Origin of the sequence: Ehrlichia muris subsp. eauclairensis, from assembly GCF_051097115.1 — a bacterium.
GTDB lineage: Bacteria > Pseudomonadota > Alphaproteobacteria > Rickettsiales > Anaplasmataceae > Ehrlichia > Ehrlichia muris.
This window is the reverse complement of sequence record NZ_CP118226.1, coordinates 199,711-215,385: the sequence shown is the minus strand read 5'-3', so window position 1 is coordinate 215,385 and position 15,675 is coordinate 199,711. Positions and strand designations below refer to the sequence as shown.

Genomic DNA, 15,675 nt, shown 5'->3' with positions numbered 1-15,675 from the left:
ATAAAATAATGCTAAATATACTACACACCATGCAGTGAATTATATTTGTGTGTAACTACCACATATATATAAACTTTATAATGAATTTCTGCTAATAATCAAACTGTCGCATTTCAAATAAATATCTAAATAAAAATATATTCTGATAAACTACACTTAGAGCAAAACTGCTTAAACAGTAAGGATTAAAAAAACTACAAAAAGTATCAAAAAAGGATTCCTATGTGTTGAATAACAAAAAACCATAAACTTAATAGCACTTAATAAAAATATCGTAACCTCAGATACTTAATATGTTTAAACCTATAAACAAAATACTAACATATCAATATCCAGTTAAGATTCTATCAACAAGTTCTTTGACTGTAGGAATATATCCATCTCTATAAAACTCATCTTGTACAAACTTATATGCATTATGACCAGAAAACATAAGCTCATATTCGTGACTATCCCCAGCAATAATATTTTGTAACGTTTTTTGAATACAAAAACTACGAACATCTGGTTTAATACCAGTATTATAATCTCCGTGATCTTTCCAATTACTAAATTTACAATGGCTTAAACATCCCATACAATTTATTTGATCTTCCCTAATGCTTCTTGATTTGTCCTGACTAACAAATATTAAAGTATTATCTGGTGTCTTCAGAGCATCTGTATAACCCATAGCCATCCAAGACTCAGACAACTTCTTATCTTCAGGATGCACATATACTTTCCTACCTCTACCACCAATAGAAAGCTCTGCTGTGCATTTTTCAGTCATTTCATTCTCAAATGCAATCTGACGTGCATTACGTTCTTGTAATTCCTTTATAAACTCATTTTTAACTGCAGAAGAATAAAAGCCTGTTGGGCTAAATTTGTTCAAAAAAACATCACCAGGTTTCAAAGACATTAATTTTTTCTTCCACCCAAAAGAAATTGGACTCTCTTGAGTCAATAAAGGTCTCGTTCCAAATTGAAACGCTATTGGACCAATTAGATCATTATCTAACCATAATTCCCAATCTTTTAAATGCCAAATACCTCCTGCCATGATTAATACAACATCAGATAATCCAACTTCATTCATATATGCGCGGATCGCTGCAACCCTTTCAAAAGGATCTTGTGGACTATCAGGAGATTCACTATTACTAAGTCCATTATGGCCACCAGCTAACCAAGGATCTTCATATACAACCCCACCAAGGAGTTTTTTAGAAAATTTTTGATAAGAACGTTGCCATAAAATTTTAAATGCTCTCATCGAAGAAACAATGGGATAGTAATAAACTTGATATTGGGAAGCTATCTCAGCTAACTTATATGGCATACCAGCACCACAAGTAATACCATGAATTAATCCACGCGCTTTATCAAGCACACCATGAAGTACTCGTTGAACACCACCCATTTCCCACAGTACATTCATATGTATCCTTCCTAACCCTTTTGATATCTCATGAGCTACCTTAGCTTGACTCACTGCCGCATCAATACTATAGTTTATCAGTTCATTATGACGCTCCAATCTAGTTTTCCCACGATATATTAAAGGAACATGTTCTCCATTATCATCAACTAACCTAGCACACGCCCCAGAAAAAGTACCTACAGCAGAAGCAGCAGCAAAAGCACCTGCAGTTCTACCATCACTTGCACCTATACCTTTCCCACCTTCTATTATTGGCCACACACTTTTACCGGAAATTAATATTTTCTTAATTTTTTTACGCAAATTAAAACCTTAATCCATTGACAATGTTATACACTTTCTACTATCGCTGAGAAATCTCACCTACTACTTTTATCATTTTTTTTACAATTTAACAAGCCATATCAATACTATAATAAACTACACAAATTTTCACTTTTTATGATAAAAATTACAAATAGTTACACAAAATTACTAGATTTCAAATTTTTATTTCAATAATCAACACAACATTAATGTAAAACAATGTAAATTTATTACCAACTTACCACAATCTTATTTGTGATCATTAATACTTTGGTCAATATTGTTATATAAAATTAGTATTTATAATACAAGTAATATCATATACCATTGTAATGACTGCCCCCATCTTTTAAAATTCTTATAAAACAATATAATTGAACACTACTATTTTTCACCAAATGTTTTCATCACAAATACACTGTTAAAAATTTAAAATATATTTAGGTAATATTATGCATCAGTACAGATAATATCCTTAATTAACAATTGGTTGATAAAACATTATGAAGATTCTGTAAAATTTGGATAAATCATAACTCTCAAATATTGATGTTATATCATATATTTGTTGCTGTTATATTATTAACTGTATAAACTTAAGAGATTAATTTCTTACTCAAAGTCATGTCACCAAAGATTACACAACTCAACAATAATTTTACTATAATAACTGATACAATGCCTCACGTAGAATCTGTATCTATTAACATTTGGATAAACGTCGGGAGTAGATATGAGAATCAAGCCATAACAGGCATCTCTCATTTTCTAGAACACATGGCTTTTAAAGGCACTAAAACTCGTACTGCTCTTGATATAGCACAGATCTTTGATGATATAGGCGGAAATTTTAATGCACATACAGATAGAGAACACACTGTTTATCATGTCAAAACACTAAAAAGAGATATCAAAATAGCCATAGAAGTTCTTGCAGATATAATACTAAACTCCCAATTTCCTGAAGAAGAAATAGATAAAGAAAAAGGAGTAGTATTACAAGAAATATATCAAACAAACGATTCTCCTACTAGCATAATTTTCGATAAGTATATAGAAGCTGCTTATCCTAACCAAATATTCGGCAAATCCATTTTAGGAACTCCAGAATCAGTAAATAGCTTATCTAAAGTAGACTTACACACTTACATGAGTAAATATTATCATGCTGGAAACATGTTACTATCAGTAGCTGGGAATATTTTACATGAAGAAGTAATTGACTTAGTATCTCAGTACTTCTCTCACATGAAAAAATCAGAACGAAAAACAGCAGGTCCATCAATTTATTTGAGCGGAGAATACAGAGAAATAAGAAATTTAGAACAAGTACATCTAGTTATAGGATTCCCTAGTGTTTCATATAAAGATGATCAATTCTACACTATACAAATTCTAGATTCAATATTAGGAAATGGTATGTCATCACGTCTTTTCCAAAAAATTCGCGAACAACTGGGACTAGTCTATACCATATCATCTTTTAACTCCAGCTACAGCGATAATGGTATTTTCTCTATATATGCAGCAACTGATAAAGGGAATCTGAGTCAACTACTTACCACTATAGCTTCTGAAGTAAAAAACATTACCACCAACCTGCAAGAAAATGAGGTCAAAAGAGCAAAAGATAAAATCACATCTGAGATACTCATGTCAAGGGAAAGTACTACTGCACGAGCTGAATCCTTGGGGTATTATTATTCCCACTATAATCGATACATTTCAAAAGAAGAGTTAATAAAACAAATCTCTATAATTACAGTCACAGACATCCAAAACTGTATTAATAATCTACTAGGAAGTAATAATAAAATAACCTTAGCAGCCATAGGGCAAATTGAAAACCTACCTTCTTATAATGATATAGCTCAAATGTTTTATATATAACAACATGTATATTGAAATAAAAAACTTTACATATAGAGCCTAATCAACATAAATATGTTGTATCTTTCAATTAAAGTAACAATATACAGACCTCTACACATCATCATGTAGGTTTAAGATTTATCACCTTTTACCAACGAATAATTTGGATGTAGTATAATCAATTCATCAATTGTCTCAGAAAAGCTTTCAATATCATGAGGTTTATCATACTTCTTCCCATTAATAAAAAACACAGGTGTAGCATTTACCTGTAGTTTCCTATTTGCGACAAATTTTTCTTGAACAATATAATTCATTATATCGTCATCATTAATACATTTATCAAATCTTTCATCACTAACGTTACTAACCTTTGCAATATTAGATAATACCCCTAAATCCTTATAATGGGTCACCAATGCTTCTATGGAACTAAATACCGCTTTGGTATAAGTAAAAAAGCTATTAGCAGTATTATAACATGTTCCCAACATTGCAGCTTTTAATGATATATAATCTAAAGGAAAATTTCTAAAAATGTATAGCACTTTACCTGTTCTAATGTACTTACGATCCAATTCTGGAAATACATTTAGCGTAAAATGTGCACAATGCATGCATGAAAAAGAAGCATATTCTATTATCACAACTGGAGCTTTTGTATTACCTATAAAACGATCATTAGGCAATAAACTTAACAACTCTTGAGCAGTAATATCATCACTTAATTTGACAAGGGTATCAGAATAAAATTTTTGAGAAAGTTCCTGCTTATGATCATCAGAACAAAATGCAAAATTAAAGAAGAAAGCTACTACAAATAAAAAGAATAGCTTACCTATTACTAAAACCTTCATAATACAAAAAACCTGTATTAATTTAACTAATTAAAAACTAATTACTACAAGCTGTCTTAACCCACAAATTAAAAATCTACTTTACAAATCTTGATTGTTATCATTTTGCTTCATTTGAGATTCATACATAACTCCAAAATCTACAATATCAAGCAACAAAGGAGGAAACCCACCTCTAGAAGTGATATTAAAAACCAACTCCCTAGCAAATGGGAACAGAACAGTTGGAGCAGAAATTAACAATATCTTTTTCATTTCTTCCTGACTTAACTCCTGTATATTACTTACATCATAACCTTCAATACAAAATACACCACAATACTTAACTTCACAAATGAACGCTACTGTATTACCAACTCGAGCTTCCGCATTAACCTGAAGAGTGACTTCATATAACGGCTCTACTTTACTATCCAAAGATTGTTCATTCCCCTGATCTTGTGCTTTTACTGGGAGACTTACAGAACTAACATTAATAGAAATATTGATTTCAGGTGGGGTTTTACTGATCATCAAGAAAATCTGCGGAGAATTCGGATTTTCAAACGAAAGATCCTTAATATATTGACCCTTAACCTTTAATTTACACGACATACCCACAAACTCCCAAGTAATAATTAAAATAATGTAATTAATTATTGATTAACATACACTAAGCTATAATATAATTGAGTACACACAGTATACATTTTTGTCAATAAAAATTAGGATCATATGGTTGAATTAGCAATATATGCATTTTTAGCAGCATTCATCTTTTTCCGTTTATACAATTCTCTTGGAAAGACTTCAGGATTACAAACAACTAATCATTCACAAACTATAAGTATCATCATGGAAGACACACAAGAATATGATGATGATACTGATATAGAATCTGTAATGGAAGCTTGCAACGAAAATGATAAGTCAATAATAAACCACATCAAAAAGAAAGATAACGAGTTTGCACTAAAACACTTCATGGATGGATCAGTGAAGGCATTTGAAATTATAATAAAAGCCTTTAATGAAGGAAATGCACATATACTGTCTATGTTATTAGATACTAATTTATATAATTCATTCGTGAAGGAAATAGAAAATCGAAAAGCACTTGGACAACTATATAAGGATATTATTGTATCAATAATATCTCATAAAATAATAAAACTGGACCTTTCAGGAAATATAGCATACATCACAGTAAAATTCATCACTGAACAAATAAACTTTGTGACAGACAGTGATGATAATATTCTACAGGGTAGTACATCGAAAATTAATAAGATTGAGGATACATGGACTTTTAAAAAAGATACAACACTTTCTAATAAAAAGTGGTATCTTAGTGCTATTCAATCTGTATAATTTCAGTACAGTATACAATTTATTAAGACTTATAATAAAGTCTCATTGTGAGATACATTTATAAAATACACTAAAGATTGCCATAATCTTAATAAGGCATTAGGCGATTATGAGTTGTATAGGACATAATAAAACAAATAGACAAACACAACTAATTTTATCAATTATGAAGTCAAATCTAAATATTCGAACTCATATTTTAAACAATCAGCTGAAAAATTAGCAACTCTTTAACTGAAGCACTAGAAACACAAAATTACCCAACAATAAAGCATATTAAGGTTATGCTCACACCCCATAATATATTCAACATTAACTATCAGACTTGCTACAAAGTACAAAGCTAGAACAAATTAGAATCCTGTATTATAAGTTTATACAATTAAGAATTAATTTTATTTCTTAATTTATAACACTTAAAATAACAAAAACTTACAACATATCAACAGAAATTAATACAGACTAATTCTAGATCAAAGCATACAGTCATACATAATTTATATAGACACATAATTATGTATAACTGTATCTGTAACAATGCTACTTACTCTCTTTCCTACTTAAATACTTAAGATACATAAACCCTATTGCACCTACAAGTAACCCACCAGGAATAAATAACATAGATTTTAACATTAATGCTTTAGTATATACTGGCTCTGAATCCATAACTTTTCCATCCCATAACAACCCTATCACACAAGATACAGCAGTATGAAAAAAATAACCAAAAGCCATAACTATCATGTTATTTACAGCAGTAGCCAATGCAACCACACTATCATTAACATAGCTCAATACTTTACACGTTGCTATGATTTGATATGCTGAAAAGAATCCCATCAAAAAAAACGATATTGTCACAAGTACAACACTTGAACTACTAATGTATAATGTTAAAAAAGGAATCATCATACCAAAAGCAGATATTACAAGTATATTCCAAGTATCAAATGACTTACCCTCTAATATATACGGTAAAATAAATGCCCCAATGCACACACCAATAAATATTACAGAAGGTAACAAAGCAGATGTTTCTTTATCCATATTACCAACTGCTCTTAAAAATGAAGTAACCCATCCATCAGCAAAACCTTCTAAAGGACCTATCATAAAACCTGCAAGCAAGCTAATTATAATAATGTATTTATTAAATACAACCAACTTAACTTTATCACAGAGACTCTTATTACTGTCAAGATTAGCAACCTGATCATAAGGCAACATACATATATATAACAACAACGCCATAACAGCTCCTACAGCAATAAATATTATGAAGAAAGTTTCCCAGCCAAATTTATTCAATAAAGATAAAACTGGTAATCCTCCATACATTGCACCCAATAGTCCTATTATAATAGAAATCCCAGACATCCTGACAAATCGCTTATCATAATACATACTAGCAACTTTAAAAAGACCAAGTGCAGATCCAGCTGAACCTATACCTGTTATTATTCTTCCAATCTGGCTAAATAACCACACATCTGATACCAATAACGGCACCAACCCAATAATGGTTAATACTACACAAATTGGTAATACTATTTTAGGTCCATATTTATCCAAAAAGATACCTATCGGTATATGCGCCAACGTATATCCAATATAATACAAGCCAGAAAATTGACCAAATGCCATAGCACTAATTTTGAATTTTTCCATAGACATAGATCCAATAATATTAGGCATAACTCTCAATATATATTGATACGCATAAAACATTGAGACTAAGAACCATGATAAAAATTTTCTATTCAAAACATCCCTCATAATTAATTAAAAACCTATCAAATTCTATAAAAATTATAAAAAATAAGGTGTGGATTCTACACACAAATTCATACCATTTGCAATACCTCTATTATTTTCAAATGTATAAAGTTAATGCTATCAATATTATAAGTGTTATTTTTATCAGTAATTATATGATAACGATATGGATTCTTTTTGACGATATTATAAAAACCATCCATAACTCTATAATAAAACTCCAAATCAGCAAATTCATATCCATTTTTACAAGATCTAGAGAATGACTTATTAATATCAACATCGATAATAAATGTAATATCAGGATACACATCAACAACAAGATCATTTAACTGATTTATCAGCCCACAATCAATTCCTTGTCCGTAACCTTGATATGCAACCGTTGAATCAATAAACCTATCACAAATTACTATTTTTTTTTCCATTAAAGAAGGTTTTATTACCTTGACAAAATGTTCTCTACGCATAGCAATAAAAAACAATAATTCTGACAGATTATCTAAACCTTGCGCCTGAAACAATAAGTCACGTACTGACTCATTGAATAAAGTACCTCCAGGTTCTCTAGTCAATACAACATTATTAATACCATACATTTCAGATAAATACTCTGATAACAAACGCGACTGTGTAGTTTTACCAGAACCATCTATCCCTTCAAAAGTAATAAACATAACAACTAACTACCTTACATTAGATACGAATAACCTTACTATTTCTTACTGAGTAATATGCAAGAAGAATATCTAAGTTACTTACAACTATGATAAAGCAAATAAATACACTCACTTTTCATAAGATTTATACTGGTTATTATCAATAGCTAGAAAATCTCACTAACATAAAAACTCTCTAGCTAGAATTACTAGCATAGAAAATACAATTAAAAATTATAGAGGAAAAATAACAAAAATAGTCACCAGCTTATAATATACTTACGCATCAATAAGACCTGTCTTTATCGTGAAATATTGCATTATAGAATCTATGCAACTTGCCGTGTTAACACTAACCGCAGAAACATCTGAGCTAATTCTCTTCACCAAGCCTGACAACGTAGTACCAGCACCTACTTCAATAAAATGAGTACCCCCCTGTTTGATCATGTACAAAATACTCTCACGCCAACAAACCCTACTTACTAGTTGTTTAGCTATTAAGCTTCTAATTGTGAGACAATCAGTATATTCCCTTGCAGATACATTAGACACAACCTTGACCAACGGCATTTTTATATCTCTAATACTCTCAACAAACTCCTGTAGCTTCTCACACGCAGAATTCATCAATGATGAATGGAACGGCCCACTAACCTGCAACTTTACAACTTTTTTTATACCAGTATCTTTAATTAGATCTGGCAATTTCTCAAGAGCTGCTTTAACACCACTAACAACAACTTGCCCATCACAATTATCATTAGCAATCTCACAAACCCCATACTCTTGAGCCATTTTCACAACATTTTCCACATCATTTAAGTTACCACCTATTAAAGCAGACATCCCTCCATAACCTAGAGGCACCGCATCATACATAGCCTGCCCCCTTACGAGTAAAAGTTGTGTAACTTCATATAAAGTTAATGCTCCAGACGCACATAACGCTATGCATTCACCTACTGAATGCCCTGTCATATACTTCACATTCTCAAATAAATGTATTGGCTTGCCTAAAATATACTCCATAGCACGCAATGTTGCGATCGAAGCAACCATCAATGCTAATTGTGCATTATCTGTTGAAGTTAAATTTTCGATAGGACCTTCAAACATTATTTTAGATAATTTTTTATTCAATATATCATCCACTTCATGAAAAACATATCGAGCAACAGCAAAGTTATCGTATATATTTTTTCCCATAGATACAAACTGAGACCCCTGACCAGGGAACATAAAAATCATCGCACATATCCTCGATTGTCCATCAATGTTTATGATATACTGTTACAATAAATTAGTCAAAAGAATTTACAAGATCACTAAAAGCCCTTAATATAATTGACAAATGACATATATAAATGCTACAAAAATAAGCTTATATATTGCAAAACTTGAAAAGGTTCACAAAAATGAAAAAAGGGATACATCCAGAAACCTATGACATACTAACCGTATTTAGTAATGGAGAAGAAAGAAAAATGAAGTCCACTCTGGGGAAAAAAAATGAATTAATAAAAATTCACTTAGAAAGTGACTGCTTTAATCATCCAGCATGGAATCCAAACCTAAGAGCTGTTAGCAAAAAAAACAGTAAGGCTGCAAAATTTATGAGCAAATTTGGTGACTTAGATTTATAAGTTTCTATGTACTATATTTATATAATATTCTTTTTCTAGTTGCACATGAGTAAATATCGGAACATTGGGTACGTTTTCACTGATGCCTTTGACAAGAGTATAGCTATTACATTAGAAAAGCAGTACGGCCTTATAGATATTAAAAAGAATGAAGATGCAGTTGTTGATTTGCTTGTAGTAATAGGTGGTGACGGGCTTATGCTCCATAGTTTACACAATTACATCATTAATAAAGACAATAATGTACCTGTTTACGGAATAAATTACGGTACAGTTGGGTTTTTACTAAATCAATATTCAGAACATAATCTTATAGATCGTATCAACCAAGCAGTTCCAACTCAATTAACAGTATTAAAGATGGCTGCTACCGATACTAACAAAAAACAACATAATGCAATTGCTATAAATGAGGTATCTATATTTCGCAGTACTCATCAAGCTACAAACTTACAGATAAAAATTAATAGTAAACTAGTAATGGAAAAGCTGGTATCCGATGGTATTTTAGTTTCAACACCAGCTGGCAGTACAGCTTACAATTTCTCTGCAGGTGGATCCATATTGCCCTTAAATTCTAATGTTTTATCATTAACTGCAATAAACTCATTCAGACCTAGACGATGGCGAGGAGCAATACTCACAAACTCTACTATAATAGAAATAGATGTAATTAATCCCGAAATACGCTCTGTAGCAGCAGTTGCTGATTATACAGAATTTCGGAATATTGCAAACATAAAGATAAAGAAAGATAGTGATATTACCATTACATTATTATTTGATAAAGAACGTAATTTGGAAGAACGAATTATTAATGAGCAGTTCTCCGCTTAAGGAGATTATATTTAGTAATACTATTGCATGAATACTTAAAAGTTCATATACTTTATAAGCAATCTTTTATGGAAAACAAGTGGAACTTTCTTATGCTTTTGATGACATACTAATTATTCCATCAGCATCCGATGTATTGCCTTCAGAAACAGATGTTACAACTTATATTACAAACGAAATAAAATTAAGAATTCCAATTATCTCTGCAGCAATGGATACAGTAACAGAGGCAAAATTAGCTATAGCATTGGCACAACATGGTGGCATTGGTTGCATACATAAAAATTTACCTATAGATACACAGTTACTTGAAGTCAGAAAAGTAAAAAAGTACGAAAGTTGGATAGTATATAATCCTATTACAGTATCCCCTGATGATAGTCTCACAGTAGCACTCTCGATCATGCAAGAATATAATTACTCAGGAATACCTGTAGTAACAGATACAGAACATGGAAAACTTTTAGTAGGGATATTAACAAACCGTGATGTAAGATTTATCGAAAATAAAGACTGTAAAGTATCTGATATAATGACTAAAGATAATTTAATCACAGTTCCAGAAGGCATAGAGCGATCAGACGCAATAAAATTATTGCATCAGTATAGAAAAGAGAGACTTATAGTAGTAGACAATAATTATTGTTGTGTTGGTCTTATTACAGTCAAAGATATAGAGAAATTTAATCAATTTCCAAATTCCTGCAAAGACAGCGGTGCAAGACTACGAGTTGCAGCTGCAGTAGGCACAGGAATAAAAGAGGGAATAGAAAGAGCTGAAGCACTAATTGCAGAAGATGCTGACATAATAATTGTAGATACCGCCCATGGGCATTCCGAAAAGGTTTTAACAACAGTCAAAGAAATCAAATCTTTATTTCCTCATTCTCAAATAATTGGAGGAAATATTGCAACAGCAGAAGGAACCCAAGCATTAATTGAAGCAGGAGTTGATGCTGTTAAAGTAGGTATAGGACCAGGGTCAATTTGTACAACAAGAATTGTAACTGGGGTAGGCGTACCACAATTTTCAGCTATTTTAAATGTTGTAAATGCATGTAAAAACAAAAAAATCAAAGTTATTGCAGATGGAGGCATAAAATATTCTGGAGATATAGCAAAATCCATAGCAGCAGGAGCAGATGTTGTAATGATAGGTTCCATTTTTGCTGGTACAGATGAAAGCCCAGGAGAAATTATAATATATAATGGACGAGCATACAAATCATATAGAGGCATGGGATCAATTGGAGCAATGAAGCGTGGATCTGCTAGTCGCTATTTCCAGGAAAATAATCATAAATTTATTCCAGAAGGAATTGAAGGAAGAGTGCCTCTCAAAGGACCAGTTGCAGGAGTGATACACCAATTAGTAGGTGGATTAAAGTCTGCAATGGGGTACACAGGCAATAGAAATATCAATGAGATGAAAAAAAATTGTAAGTTTACTAATATCACATCAGCAGGATTACGTGAAAGCCATGTTCATGATGTAATAATTACTAGAGAAGCATCAAATTATGACCCTATTTCTTAAGTAATAATGCATTGACTTCAACAAGAAAATCATTGCTATTGTGTTCTGAATTACAAAAAACAAGGTCTAATATTAGAGAAATAAAAGCTTATAAAAGACACATTTTCCTACCATACAGATAAAATTCTAACTGCATACTGGGAAAAAACCTTCAAGAAAGTCCTCAATAAGTACTTTTAGTAATAAAACTATTTACAAACAAGATTAATAACTCATAGTATTAACGTATTTCCATATTTTAATACAAGATATCACTAACCAAGGAAGAGTAACACTTTGATAGAAAAATAAACCGTATATAACCTTGCAGGAAAAAGCTACAAAAAACGTCTGAAAGACTTTTAAAAACCGAATGACATTTAGGACCTATAGCTTAATAAGGGTGGCAGTGACTTACTCTCCCGTGTCTTAAGACAAAGTACCATCAGCGCTAGAAGGCTTAACTTCCAGGTTCGAAATGTAGGCTGGGTGTACCACTTCCGCTATTACCACCAACCCAATTAAACTATAAGTCCCAAATAAGCAAAAAGATGAGCTTGCAGCTTTAACACTACATATATTTACAAAATAAGTAAATCAATCGGGCTATTAGTACTGGTTAGCTACATATGTTACCATACTTACACACCCAGCCTATCAACGTGATAGTCTCTCACGGCCCTAATGGGGAAATCTAATCTTAAGGAAGGTTTCTTACTTAGATGCTTTCAGTAATTATCCTATCCATACTTAGCTACCCAGCGATGCTGTTGGCACAACAACTGGTACACCAGAGGTATGTCCAACTCGGTCCTCTCGTACTAGAGTCAGATCCTCTCAAATTTCCAAACGCCCACGGAAGATAGAAACCGAACTGTCTCACGACGTTCTAAACCCAACTCACGTATCACTTTAATCGGCGAACAGCCGAACCCTTGGGACCTACTTCAGCCCCAGGATGTGATGAGTCGACATCGAGGTGCCAAACGGTGTCGTCGATATGAACTCTTAGACACCATAAGCCTGTTATCCCCGGCGTACCTTTTATCCGTTGAGCGATGACCCTTCCATACGGAATCACCGGATCACTATGACCGACTTTCGTCTCTGCTCGGTCTGTCGACCTCACAGTCAGGCAAGCTTATGCCATTATACTATAAAAGCTGATTTCTGACCAGCTCTAGCTTACCATCGCACGCCTCCGTTACTCTTTAGGAGGCGACCGCCCCAGTCAAACTACCCACCATACAATGTCCTAACCCCAGATTCTATGGGGCATAGTTAGATATCAAAAATGTAAAGAGTGGTATCTCAAGGTCAACTCCACTAAAGCTGGCGCCTTAGCTTCAAAGTTTCCCACTTATCCTGCACATTAAATCCCTAATATCAATGTAAAGCTATAGTAAAGGTGCACGGGGTCTCTTCGTCTACCCGCGGGTACCCCGCATCAGCACGGGGAATTCAATTTCGCTGAGTCGATGTTGGAGACAGTGGGGAAATCGTTACGCCATTCGTGCGGGTCGGAACTTACCCGACAAGGAATTTCGCTACCTTAGGACCGTCAGTTTTACGGCCGCCGTTTACTGGGGCTTCGAATTGGAGCTTGCACCCCTCATGTTAACCTTCCAGCACCGGGCAGGCGTCAGACCCTATACTTCCACTTACGTGTTTGCAGAGTCCTGTGTTTTTAGTAAACAGTCGCTACCCCCTATTCTGTGCCACCTACATATGGTTGCCCACACATAGGCCACCCTTCTCCCTAAGTTACAGGTGTAATTTGCCGAGTTCCTTCAACATCGTTTTCTCAATCGCCTTAGTATACTCTACTTACCTACCAGTGTCGGTTTACGGTACGGACTTATAAATTTAAGCGCTATTTCCTGGGATCTCTTTAAAGCATAAGCCAATCCAATAAGGCTTACACTAACACAAAATCCGTCACGCTTAAAAGGTTCAGGAATATTAACCTGATTTCCATCGACTACTCCTTTACGGCCTCGCCTTAGGATCCGACTAACCCTGCGCAGATTGACTTAACACAGGAAACCTTAGGTTTTCGGCGAGAGTGGCTTTCACACTCTTTTACGCTACTCATGTCAGCATTCTCACTTTTGATACCTCCAGCAATCCTCACGGATCACCTTCACAGGCTTACAAAACGCTCCGCTACCAGACCTAATTTACATTAGGAATTCGCGTCTTCGGTATATGGCTTGAGCCCCGTTACATCTTCGGCGCAAGAAAACTTATTTAGACAAGTGAGCTGTTACGCTTTCTTTAAAGGATGGCTGCTTCTAAGCCAACCTACTAGCTGTATTGGTTTTCTCACTTCCTTCCACACTTAGCCATAATTTCGGGACCTTAGACGGCGATCTGGGCTGTTTCCCTTTCCACCACGGACTTAGCACCCATAGTGTGTCTGCTGTATAACTACTTATTGGTATTCGGAGTTTGATTGGATTTGGTAAGAGGATGAGTCTCCCTAGTCCATTCAGTGCTCTACCCCCAAAAGTATATAGTACAACGCTCTACCTCAATAGATTTCGCGGAGAACCAGCTATTTCCAAGTTTGATTGGCCTTTCACCCCTAACCACAACTCATCCAATACTATTGCAACAGTAACAGGTTCGGTCCTCCAATGTATTTTACTACACCTTCAACCTGGCCATGGTTAGATCACTTGGTTTCGGGTCTAATCCATTAAACTAAACGCCCTATTCAGACTCGCTTTCGCTGTGCCTACACCTAGCGGCTTAAGCTTGCTTAATAGATTAACTCGCTGACCCATTATGCAAAAGGTACGCTGTCACCCTAATAATACATACTGAAATTGCTCCCAAAATGTAAACATAAGGCTCCAACTGGTTGTAAGCATTCGATTTCAGGGTCTATTTCACTCCCCTCCCGGGGTTCTTTTCACCTTTCCCTCACGGTACTTGTTCACTATCGGTCGTTAAGGAGTACTTAGGCTTGGAGGATGGTCCCCCCATCTTCAAACAGGATTTCACGTGTCCCGCCCTACTCAAGGATTTATAACCTTTTTACTTATACTGGGCTATCACCATCTATGGCTACTCTTTCCAAAGTATTCTAATTTTTAACTATAAACCACTGGCCTGGTCCGCGTTCGCTCGTCACTACTAACGGAGTCTCTTTTGATTTCCTTTCCTCTAGCTACTGAGATATTTCAGTTCACCAGGTTTGCCTTGCATACCTATGTATTCAATATGCAATAATCAATAAATTGATTGGGTTTCCCCATTCAGAAATCTGCGGATCAAAATTCGTTTGACAATTCCCCGCAGCTTATCGCAGCCTACCACGTCTTTCATCGCCTCTTAACGCCAAGGCATCCATCAAATGCTCTTTATCATTTACTCATTTGCTATATATGCAGTACTAAAACTGCATTTATTATATTATACT

General features: G+C 34.0%; 11 protein-coding genes and 2 rRNA genes. 5 read left to right on the top strand and 8 right to left on the bottom strand.

The genetic code is table 11. The features are described 5' to 3' along the window. Positions 1-325 precede the first annotated feature (325 nt). Positions 326-1,729, bottom strand: coding sequence for an NAD(P)H-dependent flavin oxidoreductase (locus PVA18_RS00915; RefSeq protein WP_045804887.1), 1,404 nt, complete (start codon positions 1,727-1,729; stop codon positions 326-328). Between the two features lie 627 nt (positions 1,730-2,356). Between PVA18_RS00915 and PVA18_RS00910 the strand changes: the two genes are divergently transcribed. Further along, positions 2,357-3,622 carry a M16 family metallopeptidase gene (locus tag PVA18_RS00910; protein ID WP_045804888.1) on the top strand — a complete coding sequence of 422 codons (1,266 nt, stop codon included), beginning with the start codon at positions 2,357-2,359 and terminating at the stop codon, positions 3,620-3,622. 113 nt (positions 3,623-3,735) lie between these two features. Here the strand turns inward: PVA18_RS00910 and PVA18_RS00905 are convergent, their stop codons facing one another. Further along, the gene (locus PVA18_RS00905) at positions 3,736-4,461 is read right to left on the bottom strand and encodes a DsbA family protein (RefSeq protein ID WP_045804889.1); all 726 of its coding nucleotides are present in this window, start codon (positions 4,459-4,461) and stop codon (positions 3,736-3,738) included. A gap of 81 nt (positions 4,462-4,542) precedes the next feature. After that, the gene (gene secB, locus PVA18_RS00900) at positions 4,543-5,055 is read right to left on the bottom strand and encodes a protein-export chaperone SecB (protein WP_045804890.1); all 513 of its coding nucleotides are present in this window, start codon (positions 5,053-5,055) and stop codon (positions 4,543-4,545) included. Positions 5,056-5,175: 120 nt separating this feature from the next. Here secB and PVA18_RS00895 point away from each other — a divergent pair, with 120 nt between their 5' ends. After that, positions 5,176-5,811 (top strand): Tim44/TimA family putative adaptor protein, encoded by a 636-nt coding sequence (locus PVA18_RS00895; RefSeq protein WP_045804891.1) that lies wholly within the window; start codon positions 5,176-5,178, stop codon positions 5,809-5,811. Between the two features lie 540 nt (positions 5,812-6,351). Here PVA18_RS00895 and PVA18_RS00890 read toward each other — a convergent pair. From PVA18_RS00890 to PVA18_RS00880, 3 genes are all read right to left on the bottom strand, one after another. Beyond that, a complete protein-coding gene (locus PVA18_RS00890) occupies positions 6,352-7,590 on the bottom strand; it encodes an MFS transporter (RefSeq protein WP_045804892.1) in 1,239 nt (412 codons plus the stop codon). A gap of 68 nt (positions 7,591-7,658) precedes the next feature. Further along, a complete protein-coding gene (tmk, locus tag PVA18_RS00885) occupies positions 7,659-8,267 on the bottom strand; it encodes a dTMP kinase (protein ID WP_045804893.1) in 609 nt (202 codons plus the stop codon). Between the two features lie 261 nt (positions 8,268-8,528). Continuing rightward, on the bottom strand, positions 8,529-9,500 hold the full coding sequence (locus PVA18_RS00880; protein ID WP_045804894.1) for an ACP S-malonyltransferase: 972 nt from the start codon (positions 9,498-9,500) through the stop codon (positions 8,529-8,531). A gap of 167 nt (positions 9,501-9,667) precedes the next feature. Between PVA18_RS00880 and rpmE the strand changes: the two genes are divergently transcribed. The 3 genes from rpmE to guaB all read left to right on the top strand — a co-directional run bounded on the left by rpmE (position 9,668) and on the right by guaB (position 12,269). Further along, on the top strand, positions 9,668-9,895 hold the full coding sequence (gene rpmE / locus PVA18_RS00875) for a 50S ribosomal protein L31 (protein ID WP_045804895.1): 228 nt from the start codon (positions 9,668-9,670) through the stop codon (positions 9,893-9,895). A 45-nt stretch (positions 9,896-9,940) separates the two neighbouring features. Further along, complete coding sequence (locus PVA18_RS00870; protein ID WP_045804896.1) at positions 9,941-10,732, top strand: NAD kinase; 792 nt, start codon at positions 9,941-9,943, stop codon at positions 10,730-10,732. 79 nt (positions 10,733-10,811) lie between these two features. Next, positions 10,812-12,269 carry an IMP dehydrogenase gene (gene guaB / locus PVA18_RS00865; protein ID WP_045804897.1) on the top strand — a complete coding sequence of 486 codons (1,458 nt, stop codon included), beginning with the start codon at positions 10,812-10,814 and terminating at the stop codon, positions 12,267-12,269. Positions 12,270-12,649: 380 nt separating this feature from the next. Here guaB and rrf read toward each other — a convergent pair. Together rrf and PVA18_RS00855 are read right to left on the bottom strand one after the other, a co-directional pair. Then, positions 12,650-12,765, bottom strand: a 5S ribosomal RNA gene (rrf, locus tag PVA18_RS00860). Positions 12,766-12,836: 71 nt separating this feature from the next. Beyond that, positions 12,837-15,629, bottom strand: a 23S ribosomal RNA gene (locus PVA18_RS00855). Positions 15,630-15,675 lie beyond the last annotated feature (46 nt).

Bases quoted from the DNA above. Each gene is read 5' to 3' on its own strand.
- PVA18_RS00895 (WP_045804891.1), top strand. From the start codon at position 5,176: ATGGTTGAATTAGCAATATATGCATTTTTAGCAGCATTCATCTTTTTC.
- tmk (WP_045804893.1), bottom strand. From the start codon at position 8,267: ATGTTTATTACTTTTGAAGGGATAGATGGTTCTGGTAAAACTACACAG.
- PVA18_RS00880 (WP_045804894.1), bottom strand. From the start codon at position 9,500: ATGATTTTTATGTTCCCTGGTCAGGGGTCTCAGTTTGTATCTATGGGA.
- PVA18_RS00910 (WP_045804888.1), top strand. From the start codon at position 2,357: ATGTCACCAAAGATTACACAACTCAACAATAATTTTACTATAATAACT.
- PVA18_RS00890 (WP_045804892.1), bottom strand. From the start codon at position 7,590: ATGAGGGATGTTTTGAATAGAAAATTTTTATCATGGTTCTTAGTCTCA.
- PVA18_RS00905 (WP_045804889.1), bottom strand. From the start codon at position 4,461: ATGAAGGTTTTAGTAATAGGTAAGCTATTCTTTTTATTTGTAGTAGCT.
- PVA18_RS00870 (WP_045804896.1), top strand. From the start codon at position 9,941: ATGAGTAAATATCGGAACATTGGGTACGTTTTCACTGATGCCTTTGAC.
- rpmE (WP_045804895.1), top strand. From the start codon at position 9,668: ATGAAAAAAGGGATACATCCAGAAACCTATGACATACTAACCGTATTT.
- secB (WP_045804890.1), bottom strand. From the start codon at position 5,055: ATGTCGTGTAAATTAAAGGTTAAGGGTCAATATATTAAGGATCTTTCG.